This window comes from Serratia sp. CY47280, assembly GCF_052168655.1.
GTDB lineage: Bacteria > Pseudomonadota > Gammaproteobacteria > Enterobacterales > Enterobacteriaceae > Serratia > Serratia bockelmannii.
On the sequence record NZ_JBJNMG010000007.1, the window covers coordinates 107052 to 118881 of the forward strand.

Here is an 11830-nt window from a genome sequence, read left to right on the forward strand (position 1 = left end):
GCTTCGGAGGGATAGCTGTTGGCCAGCGGAGGCGGCTCTAGGAACGTGTATGTTAACACAGGGTACGGGGTGTGGCGGAAGAGGGGCATGCGAATATTCTCATTCGCGTTGCCCCTGTGTTGACGATTGGCGACGGTTTACAGGCTGGGGAGGATGATGGCGGCGAAAATAGCGACGATCACCAGCCACTTCAGCAGGTAGTAACCACGGCGGTTGCGCGCTTTCAGGCGTTGGCCGGCATCGCGCACTGCGTTGACGTACTTGAAGATGCGGTTGATGCCGCCGGTGCGGTCCTGATCGTCGTTCGGCGAGCTGGCTGCCGACATCAGCGTGGCGCCGACCCAGTGGTTGACCGCCTGCGCCCAGCGCCATTTCATCGGCCGTTCGACGTCGCAAAACAGAATGATGCGCGTCTGATCGGTGGCGTTCTGCGCCCAGTGCACGTAGGTTTCATCAAAGATCACCGCCTCGCCGTCACGCCAACTGTGCTGCTCGCCATCGACCTCGATGAAGCAGCGATCGTCGTTGGGCGTCATCAGCCCCAGATGGTAGCGCACCGAGCCGGCGTAAGGATCGCGGTGTTTACCTAAATGGCTGCCGGGCGGCAGCTCGGCGAACATCGCGGCCTTGACCGACGGGATGCGGTTGAGCAGCTCGACGGTTTTCGGGCACAGCGTTTGCGCCGAAGGGTGGCTGTCGCTGTACCACTTCAGATAAAAACGTTTCCAGCCGCGCTTGAAGAAGGTGTTGAATCCGGCGTCGTTGTGCGACTGCGCCTTTTTGATGTGATCCTGCAAGCGCACCGCTTCCTCGCGGATCACCTGCCAGTTGTCGGTCAGCGTCTGCAGCTCCGGGAAGCCTTTTTCGTCGAAATAGGGCTGTTTGGCGGGCAAACGGGAGAAGCCGGTCATAAACATGTTGATCGGCCCCATAAAGGTGGAGTGATCGAACAGTTGGCGGGTAAGCTTTTGTTTCTCTTTGCCGCGGGAGTGTGCGTAGAGGAAGCTGATGATAAAAATGCCGATAATGATCGCGGCAACCATAGAATCCATCCCTGTTGGTGCTTGTTAAAAATTCGTACAAATTATAGTTTTGTGACAGGAAAAATTTAACTTTTTCGTGCGCTTTCCCCCGCTCATACTGCTTGGTGGCATAAAAAATCAATAAAACCGTTGGTAATAAAATTTTGTATCGATTTTTTTGGTTTTAGTCCTATTCTTAAATCGTTCAAGGGGCATTTCATGCCATCTTGTTTCATGACGAATGGCACGTATCTGAGAAAAGAGGGACTTATGAAGAAATCAATCATTGCCTTGTCTGCACTGCTGCTCGCTTCCCCGGTGTTCGCTGCTGAAACTGCGACCGACACCGCCGCTCACGCCAGCAACGAGGTCGTCGCTGAGGCGCATAAAGGGGCGGATACCGCCAAAGAAAAGCTGCACCAGTCTCAGGACAAGGGTGAAGAGCTGAAGCTGAAAGCCAAGCACGCCGCCGAAGGCAAGAGCGACAGCGTCGGCAGCAAAGTGAGCGAAGGCTCGCAAAAGGCCTGGCACTCCACCAAACAGGGTACGGAGAAGGCTTGGGACAAGACCAAGCAAGGGGCGGAAAGCCTCAAGAACAAAGCGACCGAATAAGGTCTCCGCTTTTTACCCCAAGGGCCGCGTTGCGGCCTTTTTTATTGCCCGCAAACCAGAACCTATGCCCCCGCTTTGTCGCCCCGAGTAAAACGTGAGAGTATTCTTCATCGATTGGCGACTCAATCGTAAGCAAGGAGGAAGCTCTATGAGATCCCACTGGGTAAGGCGTTTATTGACACCCTCACCAACCTGGACAGGCAGAGCATCGGTTATCTTGGGTCTGCTGGTGTTTGGGGTGTTGAGCGGGCTGGATAGCCTGGGTGTGGAGTTGGACGGGTGGAAGCGCTCCGTGATGGTCGCGGCCGTGGCGGGTATTTGCTATTTCATTGCCGGATATATTGATAAGCGCATTCCGCGCAAAGCCCCGCCAATGTAGGCATAAATCAGACAAAGAAAAAGGCGCTTATCAAATGAGATAAAGCGCCTTTTCAACACGTTAACTGACTAGTATCAGTTCATGCCGTATTTTTTCAGCTTCTTGCGCAGCGTGCCGCGGTTGATGCCCATCATCAGGGCTGCGCGGGTTTGGTTGCCACGGGTGTATTGCATCACCATGTCCAACAGTGGCTGTTCAACTTCAGCCAGTACCAGCTCATACAGGTCATTTACGTCTTGACCGTTCAGTTGAGCAAAATAGTTCTTCAGTGCTTGTTTAACCGAGTCACGCAGAGGCTTTTGAGTCACCTGATCTTGTGAGTTAACGGTAGAAACGGTCAGTACGTCAGAATTTACGCGTTGTTCGAACATAGTTCTGTCAGCTCTTTTTTTACGCTAAGATTTTCGAAATATGCCTCCAACGCCTCCAGCTGTTCGCTGGCATCCTCTATGGCGTTGAATGTGCGCCGAAACTGGTCATTCGGAGCGTGTTCCTGGAGATACCAGGACACGTGCTTACGAGCAATCCGGAATCCCTTGCCTTGGCCATAAAAGCCGTGCAATTCCCGAATGTGCCCAATCAACAAGCGCTTCACCTCGCCAAGCGGCAGCGGCGGCAGCAACTCCCCAGTGTCCAGATAATGCTGGATTTCCCGGAAGATCCAGGGTCTCCCCTGAGCAGCGCGGCCTATCATCAGGGCATCGGCCCCGGTGTAGTCGAGCACTGCTCTGGCTTTATGCGGGTCAGTAATATCCCCATTCGCGATAATCGGAATGGAAACACTCTGCTTAACTGCCCGAATGCTGTCGTATTCCGCGTTGCCGTTAAACAGACAGGCGCGGGTTCGGCCGTGAATCGTCAGGGCCTGAATACCACAGTCTTCGGCCAGTTGGGCAATCTCTACACAGTTACGATGCTCTGGCGCCCAGCCGGTGCGAATCTTCAGCGTTACCGGCACATCCACTGCGTCAACCACCGCGTGGAGGATCCGTTTAACCAGATCCGGGTACTGCAACAAAGCGGACCCGGCAAGCTTCCGGTTCACTTTTTTGGCCGGGCATCCCATATTGATGTCGATGATCTGCGCGCCGCTGGCCACGTTGATACGCGCGGCGGCGGCCATATCATCAGGATCGCATCCGGCAATCTGCACGGAGCGGATCCCTGGTTCATCGCTATGCACCATACGCAGACGCGACTTATCCGTCCGCCACACCTCCGGGTTGGAGGAGAGCATTTCGGATACAGCCATCCCAGCACCCATTGCATGACAGAGGGTTCTGAACGGGCGATCTGTAATACCGGCCATCGGGGCCGCAATCAGGCAATTAGTAAGCTGGTGGTGTCCAATGCGCATAGACAAAGAGTGACCATACTGTGTCCGCAAGGGCGCGTATATTACGCATTTTTGCGTCGAGATGAAAGGCCAAACTTTAACCAATTGGCCCTGTATTAGGGCGAAAAATGCGCTACGCGGCGATTCATAAAAATATTATATATATTTTACAATGAGTTGACGAAAAGTGCTTATTTTGTGTGCGGCAAAATATTCGCCTTTGTGCAGAATATTATCTGCATTCGCCCGCTATTTTTGCTGGTATAGCCTGCCTGGAAGGCGCATTGTCAGGGCGATCCGTCGTTGAACGGCAAAAAATTGCATAAAATTTTGTCTCGTCCGTCTGGCGATCGCCGGACAAAAAAAATCCACCGGCGCAGGGTCGGTGGATGAGGGGGCAATAGACCGTGACGCTTACTTGCGGCGGCCGGTGATACGGCACCACTCTTCGCGCTCGGCGACCGGATCGAGCGTGAACTTCTCTTCGTAGGCTTCCGCTACGCTGCTCGCCTGGCTGGCCAGCACGCCGGACAGCCCCAGATGACCGCCGGCCTTCGGCAGGCAACCAATCAGCGGCGCCAGCTCGCGCAGCGGGCCGGCGAGGATGTTGGCGACCACCACGTCCGCCAGCAGGTCCGCCGGCTGGTCTTTCGGCAGATACAGCTCCAGACGCTCTGAAACGCCGTTACGCTGTGCGTTATCGCGGCTGGCCTGAATGGCCTGGGGATCGATGTCGATGCCGATAGCGCGCGCCGCACCCAGCTTCAGCGCGGCGATTGCCAGGATGCCGGAACCGCAGCCGAAGTCGATGACGGTTTTGCCCGCCAAATCGAGGCCGTCCAGCCACTGCAGACACAGCGCGGTGGTCGGGTGGGTGCCGGTGCCGAACGCCAGGCCCGGATCGAGCATCACGTTAACCGCGTCGGGATCGGGAACGTCGCGCCAGCTCGGGCAGATCCACAAGCGCTCACCGAAGCGCATCGGGTGGAAGTTGTCCATCCACTCGCGCTCCCAGTCCTTGTCTTCCAGCTGTTCTATCTTGTGGCGGAAACCGGTGCCCAGCAGCGGGTGCTGTTCCAGCATCGCCACCACCTCGGCCATATCGGTTTCGGCGTCGTACAGGCCGATCACGTCGGTATCGCCCCACAGCAGGGTTTCACCCGGCAGCGGTTCGAACACCGGGTTGTCGTGGGTGTCCTGGAAGGTCACCGACACGGCGCCGCTTTCCACCAGCGCGTCGCTCAGGTCTTCCGCCTGGCTGCCGGTGGTGTTCAGTTTGAGTTGGATCCAAGGCATAGCAATTCTCTTTAAGAGGGGAATGATGACGCCGCCCGGCGCTTTTCGCCGACGACGTTACCGAGATAAAACGCCAACAGGCTGAGCAACAGCGAAGGCACGATAGGATGCAGCCCCGCCGGTTGCAGGTTGAAGCTGGCCAATAGCGTATAGCATACCGCACCCGACACCATTGAGCTAAGCGCTCCCTGAGCATTGGCGCGTTCCCAATACAGGCCCAGCACCAGCGGCCACAGGAAGACCGCCTCCAACCCGCCGAAAGCCAGCAGGTTGAGCCAGATGATCATCTCTGGCGGCCGCCAGGCCGCCAGCAGCACCAGCAGACCGAGGATCAGCGTGGTCAGGCTGGAGAAGCGCTTGATCAACCGCTCGTTGTGGATCTGCTGTGGGCGTACGCCCAGATAGAGATCCTTGATGATGGTGGCGGAGGATTGCAGCAGCTGGGCGTTGATGGTCGACATGATCGCCGCCATCGGCGCCGCCAAAAAGATCCCGGCGGCGTACGGCGGCAGCACGGTGATCATCAGCGTCGGGATCACCTGATCGGGGATCTTGAGGTCCGGCAAGACCGCGCGGCCGAGCGCGCCGGCCAGGTGCATGCCGAACATCAGCACCGCCACCACCACGGTGCCGAGCAGAATGCCGCGATGCACCGCCTTGCTGTCTTTGTAAGAGATGCAGCGCACGGCGGTGTGCGGCAGGCCGATCACCCCGAAGCACACCAGGATCCAGAACGACGCCATAAACGGCAGGCTGAGGATTTGATCGCCGCCCTGCGGCGACACTAGCGCCGGATCGATCTGCTGCAGCTTGTCCACCGCGCTGTGCAACCCACCGGCGGCGTGGATCACCGCCACCAGCAGCAGTACGGTGCCGAGTAGCATCACCAGCCCCTGCATGGCGTCGTTCAGCACGCTGGCGCGGAAGCCGCCGAAGGCGGTGTACAGCGCGATGCTGATGCCGAAGATCAGCAGGCCGGTGTCGTAGGGAATGCCGGCGGCGGTCTCCAGCAGGCGGGCGCCACCGATAAACTGCACCGTCATGGCGCCGAGGAACGCCACCAGCAGACTGAGGCTGGCCAGCCACACCAGCAGGCGGCTTTGGTAGCGGCCATACAGCATGTCATTGAGGGTGATGGCGTTGTAGCGCCGCGCCAGGATGGCGAATTTCTTGCCCAGCACGCCGAGCGACAGCCACACCGCCGGTAGCTGGATCATCGCCAGCAACACCCAGCCCAGGCCGTATTTATAGGCGGCGCCGGGGCCGCCGATAAACGAACTGGCGCTGATGTAGGTGGCGGTCAAGGTCATCGCCAGCACAAAGCCGCCCATCGAGCGGTTGCCGAGAAAGTATTCGCTGAGGAAATTCCCGCTCTGGCGGCGGCTGTAGGCATACACCGACAGGCCGAATACCAGCAACAGGTAGGCGACCAGCGGCAGGATCACTTCAGTTTGCATCGCTGTCCTCCAGCGAAATGTCGCGGAACACCGTGCGCACCATCAGCCAGCACAGGCCGGTGAACAGCAGCGGGACCAGCAGGCAGGCCATTTCGAACCAGTGCGGCAGGCCGGTGACGCCGATGGCGCTGTCCGGCAGGTAGGCCGCCAGCCCCCAGGCCAGGAGGTAGAGCAGCGTCAGCCCCAGCGCCCAGCGCGCTTCGCGGTGCGCCTGAATAAAGCGTTTGTCCATCCGTGTCTCCCATAGGTTTACGGTGATGGATTCATCAAAGGTAGGGAATTTTACGGCATGACGGCGTTTTGCCAAGCCGTTACTGGCGCAGCGCCAAAGAAAAAGGCCGGTGATTAACCGGCCTTTCGTCAGACGATGCTGCGTGGCTGCCTTAGGTTTCCTGCAGACCCAGCTTCTTCTCCAGATAGTGGATGTTGGTGCCACCGTGCTGGAAGTTTTCGTCGTTCATGATCTTCTGCTGCAGCTCAACGTTGGTTTTGATGCCGTCGATGATCAGTTCAGCCAAGGCGTTTTTCATGCGGGCAATCGCCACGTCACGGTTTTCGCCGAAGGTGATCAGTTTGCCGATCATGGAGTCATAGTACGGCGGTACGGTATAACCGGCGTAGATATGAGATTCCCAACGCACGCCGAAACCGCCTGGCGCGTGGAAGCGGGTGATCTTGCCCGGGCTCGGCAGGAAGGTGTTCGGATCTTCGGCGTTGATGCGGCATTCTACCGCGTGGCCGTGGATCTTCACTTCTTCCTGTTTGATCGACAGCGGCTGACCGGCAGCGATGCGCAGCTGCTCTTTGATCAGATCCACGCCGGTGATCATTTCGGTAACCGGGTGTTCTACCTGAATACGGGTGTTCATTTCGATGAAATAGAACTCGCCGTTTTCATACAGGAACTCGAAGGTGCCCGCACCGCGGTAGCCGATTTCCACACAGGCTTTCGAGCAGCGCTCGCCGATGTAGCGGCGCATTTCGCTGGTGATGCCCGGCGCCGGCGCTTCTTCGACCACTTTCTGGTGGCGGCGCTGCATGGAGCAGTCGCGCTCGGCCAGATAGATGGCGTTGCCCTGGCCGTCGGCCAATACCTGAATCTCGATGTGGCGCGGATTCTCCAGGTATTTTTCCATGTACACCATGTCGTTGTTGAAAGCCGCTTTGGCTTCCGCTTTCGTCATGTTGATGGACTGCTCAAGGTCTTTGTCGCTGCGCACGACGCGCATGCCGCGACCGCCGCCGCCGCCGGAGGCCTTGATGATCACCGGATAACCGATGCGCTTGGCGAAGGCACGGTTTTTATCCATGTCGTCGGTCAGCGGGCCGTCGGAGCCCGGTACGCAGGGCACGCCGGCTTTTTTCATGGCGTTGATCGCGGAAACCTTGTCGCCCATCAGGCGGATGGTTTCGGCTCTCGGGCCGATGAAGATGAAGCCGGAGCGTTCAACCTGCTCGGCGAAGTCGGCGTTCTCCGACAGGAAGCCGTAGCCCGGGTGGATCGCCACGGCGCCGGTGATTTCCGCCGCCGAGATGATGGCCGGGATGTTCAGGTAGCTTTTTACCGATGGCGCAGGACCGATGCAGACGGTCTCGTCGGCCAGCAGAACGTGTTTCAGATCGCGGTCGGCCGCGGAGTGAACCGCAACGGTCTTGATGCCCAATTCTTTACAGGCACGCAGTATGCGAAGCGCGATCTCGCCGCGGTTGGCGATAACAATTTTATCAAGCATGGGGGCGCCTCGTTATTCGATGACGACCAGCGGCTCGTCATATTCGACCGGCTGGCCGTTTTCCACCAGGATGGCTTTCACGACGCCGGACTTGTCCGCTTCGATCTGGTTCATCATTTTCATGGCTTCAACGATGCACAGGGTATCGCCGGCGTTCACTTTCTGGCCCACTTCCACGAAGGCTTTCGCGTCCGGGCTTGGGGTGCGGTAGAAGGTGCCTACCATTGGGGAACGAACGACATGGCCACTCACGGCCGCCGGTGCTGCAGGGGTTTCTGCCGCAGGCGCGGTGGCAACGGCGGTAGCCAGGGCTGGCTGCTGCTGTGCCGGCATCGCGTAGGCCTGCTGCATGACGGGATAAGCCTGCGCCGGTGCGGCACGGCTGATGCGAACCGATTCTTCGCCTTCAGAGATTTCCAGTTCAGAAATACCTGATTCTTCAACCAGTTCGATCAGTTTCTTGATTTTACGAATATCCATGAGTGTGATTCCGTACTCTTTTTGTGGAGCAATTAGTGGGTTTTCGACAGACGGTTAACCGCTGCCTGTAAAGCGAAAGCGTAGCCATCCGCGCCGAGGCCGCAAATCACGCCTACCGCTACGTCTGAGAGATAAGAGTGATGGCGGAAAGGTTCGCGGGCGTGCACGTTGGACAGGTGGATCTCGATGAACGGGATCTGCACCGCCAGCAACGCATCGCGCAGCGCCACGCTGGTATGCGTGAACGCCGCCGGGTTTATCAGAATGAAATCGGTGTTGCCGCGCGCCTGATGAATGCGATCGATCAGCTGATGCTCGGCGTTGGATTGCAGATGGCTCAGGGTAATATCCAATGCGGATGCCTGGTTTTCCAATCCGTTAACAATCTCTGTCAGCGTCGTGCTGCCGTACTTCTCCGGCTCACGCGTCCCCAGCAGATTGAGATTGGGGCCGTTCAGAAGCAAAATGTGAAACTTATCCGCCATTGTGCTGGTATCTCCGGCAATAAAACCATCATCGTAGAAAATAACCCGATGTTACCGATTTGTCACCTGTTAAGGGGCAAATTCACCCTGAGAACAGAAACAAGGTCGGGCATTATAACGATATCGTAGCAATTCGCAGCTAAATACTGGTCTTATCAGCGAAGATATTCAACCCCAAATCGAGGAACTGGGGGATCCGTGACAGGAATATGAGCGCTGGAACACAGAAAAAGTTCCCGCCGGCGGCGCGCGTTTTTCAGCGGCAATCCCGCGCGCCGCCGCGCGATTCAGCGCCACCAGGCGCGGAATTTCTTGTAACGCAGGCCCAACAGCGCCACCGCCAACAGCGCGTAAATGAACGGCTGGGGGGAAAACGTTTTGACCGACCACAGATAGTGGATGGGCGCGAGGATCGCCGCCAGATAGACGAAGTTGTGCAACGTTTGCCATTTGGCGCCCAGTTTGCGCATCGCCCACAGCGTCGAGGTGGCCGCCAGCGCCAGCAGGATCAACCAGGTGAGGATGCCGAGCGTCAGATACGGGCGGTTCACCAGCTCGCTGCCCAGCAGGCCGAGATTGCTCAGCCCCAGTTCTAGCGTAGAGTAGCTTATCAGGTGCAACGTGCCCCAGGCAAAGCACCACAGCCCGACCAGGCGGCGGCAGCGGATCAGCAGCGGCTGCCGGGCGTAGCGCGCCAGCGGGGCGATAGCCAGCGTGGCCAGCAGCAGTTTCAGCGTCATCCTGCCGGTAAAATGCTGAATGTCCTTGGACGGATCGGCGCTGAACCAGCCCTGATCCACCGCCAACACCAGCCAGAGAAAGGGCAAAAACGCCGCCAGATGCAGGGCGGCTTTCAGCCATTTGATATGAACAGGCGTCAGGCGCACTTAGAAATTCTCCCGTAGATCCATGCCGCGATACAGCGACGCTACCTGATCGGCATAGCCGTTGAACAGCAACGTCGGCTGCCGTTTGACGTCGAGAATGCCGCCGGAGCCGATAAAGCGCTCGGTGGCCTGCGACCAGCGCGGATGATCGACGTGCGGATTCACGTTGGCGTAAAAACCGTACTCGTTCGGCGCGGATTGGTTCCAGGTGGTCGGCGGCTGATCGCGCACCAAACGGATATGCACGATCGATTTGATGCCTTTGAAGCCGTATTTCCACGGCGTGATCAGCCGCAGCGGCGCGCCGTTTTGCGGCGGCAGGGTTTTGCCGTACACGCCGACGGTCAGCAGCGCCAGCGGATGCATCGCCTCGTCCAACCGCAGCCCTTCGACATAGGGATATTTCAGGCCGCCGCCGATAAAGCGATCTTTCTGGCCGGGCATCTGTTCCGGATCGTACAGCGTCTGGAAGGCCACGTAGCGCGCGTTGCTGTTCGGTTCGGCCAGCTTGAGCAGCTTGCCCAGTTCGAAACCGATCCACGGCACCACCATCGACCAGGCCTCGACACAGCGCATGCGGTAAATGCGCTGTTCCAGCGGGAAACGCTTCATCAGATCGTCGATGTCCAGCGTGATCGGCTTCGCCACCTCGCCGTCGATGCGCACTTTCCAACCTTCGGTCTTGAGCCCGCCGGCGTTGGCGGCCGGATCGGCTTTGTCGAGGCCGAATTCATAGAAGTTGTTGTAGCCGGTGACCTTGTCTTCCGGCGTCATTGCCAGCTGCGCCTGCCAGGCGGCCGGTTTGCTGAATTCCAGCGCTTTGCCCGGCGGCGCCTTGGGGCGATCGTTGCCCTTGAACCACGACAGCAGGTCCGCCTGCGCGCCGGTAGGCAGCGCCAGCGTGGCGGCGGTGATGCCGAGCGCCTGCAGCACCTTGCGCCGCTGGTGGAACACGCTCTCCGGCGTGACGTCGGCCTCGGTTAATTTCGGGTGTTTGTTCATGCTTATGCTCTCCGCGACTGATGCCCGCCGTCCGCGGGCGGCTGACGGGTCTTCATGAAATAAGCATGGCGCTAAAGTCGGCCGGAAGCGAGGGGGCGCGGGAAAATATGAAATTTCGCAGATGCGGGCGAACCCCCCGTTGCCGGGGGGAGAAGGTCAGCGGATTTTCACCAGGGTGCGGCCGGTGATTTGGTTGTTCAGCAGCGCGGCGGCGGTGGCCGGCGCCTGCTCGAGGGCGATTTCATGCGTGGCCTGCTGATAGAAGCTGTCCGGCAGAATGCCGGCCAGCCGTTCCCAGGCGGTTTGGCGGCGGTGCAGCGGCGTATGCACCGAATCCACGCCCTGCAGGCGCACGTTGCGCAGAATGAACGGCATCACGGTGGTCGGCAGTTGATAACCGCCCGCCAGGCCGCAGGCGGCGACGGTGCCGTTATAGTTCATCTGCGCCAGCACCCGCGCCAGCAGTTTGTCGCCGACGGTGTCCACCGCGCCGGCCCACAGCTGTTTCTCCAGCGGACGCGGCGTGTCGATATAGCCATCGCGCGACATGACCTCTTTGGCGCCGAGTGCTTTCAGGTACTCGGTATTGCTGTCGCGGCCGCTGATGGCGGTCACCCGGTAACCCAGCGCCGCCAGCAGGGCGATGGCGGTGCTGCCCACGCCGCCGCTGGCGCCGGTGACCAGGATATCGCCGTCGTCCGGGTGTACGCCGCCTTCTTCCAGCGCCATCACGCACAGCATGGCGGTAAAGCCGGCGGTGCCGATGATCATCGCCTTGCGCTCATCCAGGCCGTTCGGCAGCGGCACCAGCCACTCACCGGAGACGCGCGCCTGCTCGGCCAGGCCGCCCCAATGGTGTTCGCCCACGCCCCAACCGGTGAGCACCACGCTTTGCCCCTCTTTGAAGCGATCGTCGCGGCTGTGGCGCACGGTGCCGGCGAAGTCGATGCCCGGCACCATCGGGAAGTTGCGCACGATCTTGCCTTTGCCGGTGATCGCCAGCGCATCTTTATAGTTCAGGCTTGACCAGTTGATGTCGACGGTGACATCGCCTTCCGGCAACCGATCGCTGCCGATATCTTTGATATGAGCCAGAGTTTGGTCGTCTTGTTGTTCCAATAACAGTGCACGCATGTCACTC

At 59.0% G+C, this 11830-nt stretch carries 13 protein-coding genes; 1 reads left to right on the forward strand and 12 read right to left on the reverse strand.

Translation table 11 applies throughout. The features are described from left to right. Window positions 1-137: 137 nt before the first annotated feature. Window positions 138-1043, reverse strand: a complete 906-nt coding sequence (gene lpxO / locus ACJ8J4_RS21250) for a lipid A hydroxylase LpxO (RefSeq protein WP_025304427.1) — start codon at window positions 1041-1043, stop codon at window positions 138-140. Between the two features lie 249 nt (window positions 1044-1292). Between lpxO and ACJ8J4_RS21255 the strand changes: the two genes are divergently transcribed. Next, window positions 1293-1634: a hypothetical protein gene (locus tag ACJ8J4_RS21255; protein WP_016930249.1), complete on the forward strand. Its 342-nt coding sequence runs from the start codon at window positions 1293-1295 to the stop codon at window positions 1632-1634. A 453-nt stretch (window positions 1635-2087) separates the two neighbouring features. Here the strand turns inward: ACJ8J4_RS21255 and fis are convergent, their stop codons facing one another. From fis to acuI, 11 genes are all read right to left on the reverse strand, one after another. Then, window positions 2088-2384 (reverse strand): DNA-binding transcriptional regulator Fis, encoded by a 297-nt coding sequence (fis, locus tag ACJ8J4_RS21260; protein WP_000462905.1) that lies wholly within the window; start codon window positions 2382-2384, stop codon window positions 2088-2090. Beyond that, window positions 2366-3370, reverse strand: coding sequence for a tRNA dihydrouridine synthase DusB (gene dusB, locus ACJ8J4_RS21265; RefSeq protein ID WP_025304426.1), 1005 nt, complete (start codon window positions 3368-3370; stop codon window positions 2366-2368). Before dusB ends, fis begins: the two co-directional genes overlap by 19 nt. A 393-nt stretch (window positions 3371-3763) precedes the next feature. Then, window positions 3764-4645, reverse strand: coding sequence for a 50S ribosomal protein L11 methyltransferase (prmA, locus tag ACJ8J4_RS21270; protein WP_049208300.1), 882 nt, complete (start codon window positions 4643-4645; stop codon window positions 3764-3766). 11 nt (window positions 4646-4656) lie between these two features. After that, the gene (gene panF / locus ACJ8J4_RS21275; protein WP_197836077.1) at window positions 4657-6102 is read right to left on the reverse strand and encodes a sodium/pantothenate symporter; all 1446 of its coding nucleotides are present in this window, start codon (window positions 6100-6102) and stop codon (window positions 4657-4659) included. Next, entirely contained in the window at window positions 6092-6334 is a 243-nt protein-coding gene (locus tag ACJ8J4_RS21280; RefSeq protein ID WP_025304424.1) for a YhdT family protein, read from the reverse strand. The genes panF and ACJ8J4_RS21280 overlap by 11 nt, the downstream gene beginning before the upstream one ends. A 151-nt stretch (window positions 6335-6485) precedes the next feature. After that, on the reverse strand, window positions 6486-7835 hold the full coding sequence (gene accC, locus ACJ8J4_RS21285; protein ID WP_019453177.1) for an acetyl-CoA carboxylase biotin carboxylase subunit: 1350 nt from the start codon (window positions 7833-7835) through the stop codon (window positions 6486-6488). Window positions 7836-7847: 12 nt separating this feature from the next. Continuing rightward, complete coding sequence (gene accB, locus ACJ8J4_RS21290) at window positions 7848-8315, reverse strand: acetyl-CoA carboxylase biotin carboxyl carrier protein (RefSeq protein ID WP_004936889.1); 468 nt, start codon at window positions 8313-8315, stop codon at window positions 7848-7850. Between the two features lie 32 nt (window positions 8316-8347). Further along, window positions 8348-8800, reverse strand: a complete 453-nt coding sequence (aroQ, locus tag ACJ8J4_RS21295) for a type II 3-dehydroquinate dehydratase (protein ID WP_004936891.1) — start codon at window positions 8798-8800, stop codon at window positions 8348-8350. Between the two features lie 287 nt (window positions 8801-9087). Continuing rightward, the gene (gene msrQ / locus ACJ8J4_RS21300) at window positions 9088-9687 is read right to left on the reverse strand and encodes a protein-methionine-sulfoxide reductase heme-binding subunit MsrQ (protein ID WP_016930241.1); all 600 of its coding nucleotides are present in this window, start codon (window positions 9685-9687) and stop codon (window positions 9088-9090) included. After that, complete coding sequence (msrP, locus tag ACJ8J4_RS21305; RefSeq protein ID WP_025304423.1) at window positions 9688-10689, reverse strand: protein-methionine-sulfoxide reductase catalytic subunit MsrP; 1002 nt, start codon at window positions 10687-10689, stop codon at window positions 9688-9690. 156 nt (window positions 10690-10845) lie between these two features. Further along, window positions 10846-11823 carry an acrylyl-CoA reductase (NADPH) gene (gene acuI, locus ACJ8J4_RS21310; protein WP_004936902.1) on the reverse strand — a complete coding sequence of 326 codons (978 nt, stop codon included), beginning with the start codon at window positions 11821-11823 and terminating at the stop codon, window positions 10846-10848. Between the last annotated feature and the right edge of the window lie 7 nt (window positions 11824-11830).

Bases quoted from the DNA above. Each gene is read 5' to 3' on its own strand.
- prmA (WP_049208300.1), bottom strand. From the start codon at position 4,645: ATGCCTTGGATCCAACTCAAACTGAACACCACCGGCAGCCAGGCGGAA.
- accC (WP_019453177.1), bottom strand. From the start codon at position 7,835: ATGCTTGATAAAATTGTTATCGCCAACCGCGGCGAGATCGCGCTTCGC.
- accB (WP_004936889.1), bottom strand. From the start codon at position 8,315: ATGGATATTCGTAAAATCAAGAAACTGATCGAACTGGTTGAAGAATCA.
- ACJ8J4_RS21255 (WP_016930249.1), top strand. From the start codon at position 1,293: ATGAAGAAATCAATCATTGCCTTGTCTGCACTGCTGCTCGCTTCCCCG.
- fis (WP_000462905.1), bottom strand. From the start codon at position 2,384: ATGTTCGAACAACGCGTAAATTCTGACGTACTGACCGTTTCTACCGTT.
- dusB (WP_025304426.1), bottom strand. From the start codon at position 3,370: ATGCGCATTGGACACCACCAGCTTACTAATTGCCTGATTGCGGCCCCG.
- acuI (WP_004936902.1), bottom strand. From the start codon at position 11,823: ATGCGTGCACTGTTATTGGAACAACAAGACGACCAAACTCTGGCTCAT.
- lpxO (WP_025304427.1), bottom strand. From the start codon at position 1,043: ATGGTTGCCGCGATCATTATCGGCATTTTTATCATCAGCTTCCTCTAC.
- panF (WP_197836077.1), bottom strand. From the start codon at position 6,102: ATGCAAACTGAAGTGATCCTGCCGCTGGTCGCCTACCTGTTGCTGGTA.
- aroQ (WP_004936891.1), bottom strand. From the start codon at position 8,800: ATGGCGGATAAGTTTCACATTTTGCTTCTGAACGGCCCCAATCTCAAT.
- ACJ8J4_RS21280 (WP_025304424.1), bottom strand. From the start codon at position 6,334: ATGGACAAACGCTTTATTCAGGCGCACCGCGAAGCGCGCTGGGCGCTG.
- msrP (WP_025304423.1), bottom strand. From the start codon at position 10,689: ATGAACAAACACCCGAAATTAACCGAGGCCGACGTCACGCCGGAGAGC.